The sequence below is a fragment of the Microcystis aeruginosa LEGE 91341 genome (assembly GCF_015206885.1).
Lineage (GTDB): Bacteria > Cyanobacteriota > Cyanobacteriia > Cyanobacteriales > Microcystaceae > Microcystis > Microcystis aeruginosa_H.
In genome coordinates, this window is sequence record NZ_JADEXY010000199.1 from 1 (window position 1) to 5,211 (window position 5,211).

At 53.0% G+C, this 5,211-nt stretch carries 1 tRNA gene and 3 rRNA genes; all 4 read right to left on the bottom strand.

The features are described 5' to 3' along the window. Nucleotides 1-44 precede the first annotated feature (44 nt). The 4 genes from rrf to IQ234_RS19690 all read right to left on the bottom strand — a co-directional run bounded on the left by rrf (nucleotide 45) and on the right by IQ234_RS19690 (nucleotide 4,946). Nucleotides 45-162 (bottom strand): 5S ribosomal RNA (rrf, locus tag IQ234_RS19675). 56 nt (nucleotides 163-218) lie between these two features. Next, a 23S ribosomal RNA gene (locus IQ234_RS19680) occupies nucleotides 219-3,098 on the bottom strand. Nucleotides 3,099-3,249: 151 nt separating this feature from the next. After that, nucleotides 3,250-3,323, bottom strand: a tRNA-Ile gene (locus tag IQ234_RS19685). A 134-nt stretch (nucleotides 3,324-3,457) separates the two neighbouring features. Then, nucleotides 3,458-4,946, bottom strand: a 16S ribosomal RNA gene (locus IQ234_RS19690). Together the 16S, 23S and 5S rRNA genes with 1 tRNA gene alongside form the textbook arrangement of a ribosomal RNA operon. Between the last annotated feature and the right edge of the window lie 265 nt (nucleotides 4,947-5,211).

Here is a 5,211-nt window from a genome sequence, read left to right on the forward strand (position 1 = left end):
CCAAACCCCCCAATCTGGTGAGATTGAGGGGTAGGAAAGAATAATCCTGGCATCGAGCTATTGTCCCGGTCGGCAACCCGACAAGTATCTTGGCCACGGTGAAGTTTCACAACCGAGTTCGGGATGGAATCGGAGTGGTGCCATCACGTTAAAGACACCAGGAAGGGTAGAACCCTCAAGACTGCAAAAGCTAGGGAAAAAGTGGTGAAAAGAAGAATGAGGTCAAGCCCTCGGTCGGTTAGTACTCCTCGACTGCACTCGTTACCGAGCTTCCATCTAGAGCCTATCAACGGGTAGTCTACCCGAGACCTTACTGGCTTAATGCCATGAGAGCAATCATCTGGAGGTGGGCTTCCCACTTAGATGCTTTCAGCGGTTATCCGCTCCGCACATGGCTACCCTGCGTTTACCGTTGGCACGATAACAGGTACACCAGCGGTGCGTCCTTCCCGGTCCTCTCGTACTAAGGAAGGCTCCTCGCAATGCTCTTACGCCTACACCGGATATGGACCGAACTGTCTCACGACGTTCTGAACCCAGCTCACGTACCGCTTTAATGGGCGAACAGCCCAACCCTTGGGACCGACTTCAGCCCCAGGTTGCGATGAGCCGACATCGAGGTGCCAAACCTCCCCGTCGATGTGAACTCTTGGGGGAGATCAGCCTGTTATCCCTAGAGTAACTTTTATCCGTTGAGCGACGGCCCTTCCACGCGGTGCCGTCGGATCACTAAAGCCGACTTTCGTCCCTGTTCGACTTGTGGGTCTCACAGTCAAGCTCCCTTCTGCTTTTGCACTCTATCGTCCCATTTCCAACGGGACCGAGGGAACCTTTGCGCGCCTCCGTTACCTTTTAGGAGGCGACCGCCCCAGTCAAACTGCCCACCTGAAACTGTCTCCCGCCCCGATTAGGGGTCAGGGTTAGAATTCTAGCCTCGCCAGAGTGGTATCTCACCGTTAGCTCCACCCTCCCCACGAGGAGAGTTTCAACGCTTCCCACCTATCCTGCGCAAGCGAAGCCCGAAGCCAATTCCAGGCTACAGTAAAGCTTCATAGGGTCTTTCTGTCCAGGTGCAGGTAGTCCGTATCTTCACAGACAATCCTATTTCGCCGAGTCTCTCTCCGAGACAGTGCCCAGATCGTTACGCCTTTCGTGCGGGTCGGAACTTACCCGACAAGGAATTTCGCTACCTTAGGACCGTTATAGTTACGGCCGCCGTTCACCGGGGCTTCGGTCGTCAGCTTCAGATTACTCCTGACCAACTTCCTTAACCTTCCGGCACTGGGCAGGCGTCAGCCCCCATACTGCGTCTTACGACTTGGCGGAGACCTGTGTTTTTGGTAAACAGTCGCCTGGGCCTATTCACTGCGACCCTCTCGCGAGGGTACCCCTTCTCCCGAAGTTACGGGGTCATTTTGCCGAGTTCCTTAGAGAGAGTTATCTCGCGCCCCTTAGTATTCTCTACTTCCCCACCTGTGTCGGTTTCGGGTACAGGCAATTAATGATTAACGTGGTTCGGGCTTTTCTAGGAAGCTTGATCAGCGCCACTTCCCTCCCGTGGGAGGTGGGACTCGCGTCTTAGCTCCTGGTGTTTTCGCCACCTCTCATCGCCTCGACTGCTTGCACTGGTAACCAACATCCAGCTGACGTTGACCTTCTCCGTTCTCCGGCACAATCATTAATCGGTACGGGAATGTTAACCCGTTGTCCATCGACTACGCTTTTCAGCCTCGCCTTAGGTCCTGACTGACCCTCCGCGGACGAGCCTTGCGGAGGAAACCTTGGGGTTTCGGGGTGTGGGATTCTCACCCACATTTTCGCTACTTAAGCCGACATTCTCACTTCTATAGAGTCCACAGCTGCTTGCCGCTACTGCTTCACCCCCTATAGAACGCTCCCCTACCACTACAATGTAGTCCACAGCTTCGGTAGATAACTTAGCCCCGTTCATTTTCGGCGCAGGAGCGCTTGACCAGTGAGCTATTACGCACTCTTTTAAGGATTGCTGCTTCTAGGCAAACCTCCTGGTTGTCAATGCACTCCCACCTCCTTTCTCACTTAGTTATCATTTGGGGACCTTAGCTGGTGGTCTGGGCTGTTTCCCTCTTGACGATGAAGCTTATCCCCCACCGTCTCACTGGTAGTTTTTTTAGCCGTATTCAGAGTTTGCCTCGCCTTGGTACCGGTCTCCCAGCCCGCGGCGAAACAGTGCTTTACCCCGACTAAACTTCCACTACCGCTGCGCCTCAACACATTTCGGGGAGAACCAGCTAGCTCCGAGTTCGATTGGCATTTCACCCCTAACCACAGCTCATCCGCTAATTTTTCAACATTAGTCGGTTCGGACCTCCACTTGGTTTTACCCAAGCTTCATCCTGGCCATGGTTAGATCACCCGGGTTCGGGTCTACAAATTATGACGTTTCGCCCTATTCAGACTCGCTTTCGCTGGGGCTGTGGGGTCTTCCCCCTTCACCTGCCATAACCTGTAAGTCGCCGGCTCATTCTTCAACAGGCACACGGTCAGACGTTCAATCGTCCTCCCATTGCTTGTAGGCTAACGGTTTCATGTTCTATTTCACTCCCCTTCCGGGGTTCTTTTCACCTTTCCCTCGCGGTACTGTTTCTCTATCGGTCACACGGGAATATTTAGCCTTACCTCGTGGTCGAGGCAGATTCACACGGGATTTCACGTGCCCCATGCTACTCGGGATGCAGTTAAGCTGGTTCCTTTTTCGACTACAGGACTTTCACCTTCTCTGGTGCGGTTTTCAGCCGCTTCGTCTAAATTTCCCAGTCTTTTGTCACTGTCCCACGACCCCAAGTTCCGAAGAACTTGGTTTAGGCTGTTCCCTTTTCGCTCGCCGCTACTGGGGGAATCGCTGTTGCTTTCTTTTCCTCTGGCTACTAAGATGTTTCAGTTCACCAGGTTTGCTCGCTCCACCCTATGTATTCAGGTGGTCGTGTTTAGGGTTGCCCCATTCGGATATCTTCGGATCAATGCTTGCTTCCCGCTCCCCGAAGCGTTTCGTCGGTAACTACGTCCTTCTTCGCTTCCGTGTGCCTAGGTATCCACCGTTAGCCCTTATTAGCTTGACCTTGCGGTCTTCTTTTTTGGCTTTTTCACCTAGCTCTATGCAGTTTTCAAGGTTCCTCTGGACTCTGAACTCAGAGCCAGCATTCTCTCTTACTATATAAGTAAGATAAGGTGCTGATTCGGAGCTTTTTTTCTTTTTTCCACCTGTGCAGGTGGGCCATCCTGGACTCGAACCAGGGACCTCACCCTTATCAGGGGTGCGCTCTAACCACCTGAGCTAATAGCCCTTGTTCCTGATTCAGGTCTTGTATGAACCCAGAACCTAGTTTGAAAGCCAATCTTGCCTCGCTCCGACCTTTTGGGATTGATTCTTGGTAGGGACTACTTTTTTTTCGTCCCCTACCTGAATTAGGTCTCCCTTTAAGGAGGTGATCCAGCCACACCTTCCGGTACGGCTACCTTGTTACGACTTCACCCCAGTCACTAGCCCTGCCTTAGGCATCCCCCTCCTTGCGGTTGAGGTAATGACTTCGGGCGTGACCAGCTTCCATGGTGTGACGGGCGGTGTGTACAAGGCCCGGGAACGAATTCACCGCCGTATGCTGACCGGCGATTACTAGCGATTCCTCCTTCATGCAGGCGAGTTGCAGCCTGCAATCTGAACTGAGGCCGGGTTTGCTGGGATTCGCTGGCTCTCGCGAGTTCGCTGCCCTTTGTCCCGACCATTGTAGTACGTGTGTCGCCCAAGACGTAAGGGGCATGCTGACTTGACGTCATCCCCACCTTCCTCCGGTTTGTCACCGGCAGTCTCCTTAGAGTCCCCAACTTAATGCTGGCAACTAAGAACGAGGGTTGCGCTCGTTGCGGGACTTAACCCAACATCTCACGACACGAGCTGACGACAGCCATGCACCACCTGTGTTCGCGCTCCCGAAGGCACCCCCAGCTTTCACCAGGGTTCGCGACATGTCAAGTCTTGGTAAGGTTCTTCGCGTTGCATCGAATTAAACCACATACTCCACCGCTTGTGCGGGCCCCCGTCAATTCCTTTGAGTTTCACACTTGCGTGCGTACTCCCCAGGCGGGATACTTAACGCGTTAGCTTCGGCACGGCTCGGGTCGATACAAGCCACGCCTAGTATCCATCGTTTACGGCTAGGACTACAGGGGTATCTAATCCCTTTCGCTCCCCTAGCTTTCGTCCCTGAGTGTCAGATACAGCCCAGTAGCACGCTTTCGCCACCGATGTTCTTCCCAATCTCTACGCATTTCACCGCTACACTGGGAATTCCTGCTACCCCTACTGCTCTCTAGTCCGCCAGTTTCCACCGCCTTTAGGTCGTTAAGCAACCTGATTTGACGGCAGACTTGGCTGACCACCTGCGGACGCTTTACGCCCAATAATTCCGGATAACGCTTGCCTCCCCCGTATTACCGCGGCTGCTGGCACGGAGTTAGCCGAGGCTGATTCCTCAAGTACCGTCAGAACTTCTTCCTTGAGAAAAGAGGTTTACAATCCAAAGACCTTCCTCCCTCACGCGGCGTTGCTCCGTCAGGCTTTCGCCCATTGCGGAAAATTCCCCACTGCTGCCTCCCGTAGGAGTCTGGGCCGTGTCTCAGTCCCAGTGTGGCTGCTCATCCTCTCAGACCAGCTACTGATCGTCGCCTTGGTAGGCTCTTACCCCACCAACTAGCTAATCAGACGCAAGCTCTTCTCCAGGCCAATTAGGTTTCACCTTGCGGCATATCGGGTATTAGCAGTCGTTTCCAACTGTTGTCCCCGTCCTGAAGTTAGATTCTTACGCGTTACTCACCCGTCCGCCACTAGAATCCGAAGATTCCCGTTCGACTTGCATGTGTTAGGCACGCCGCCAGCGTTCATCCTGAGCCAGGATCAAACTCTCCATGATGAATCGTTTGATTCTTTTGACTTTTTTTTGTCTCCCCCTTGCGGGTTTGACTTCTTTGTTATAGAATTGCTTCTAAACGAGGCTTTTTTTGCTTGGCTTTCAAACTATTGTTTTGTCTAGGTTCGAGCGTCGTTTGTTTCGCTTCGCTTTCGCTTTGCTTCAACCGCGCATTTACCAATGTATCTAACTTCCCCTGGTTTGTCAACCCCTTTTGGCAAAATTTTTTGATCTTTTTTCTATCCCTTGCTCCGTAAGCCTTTCAGCT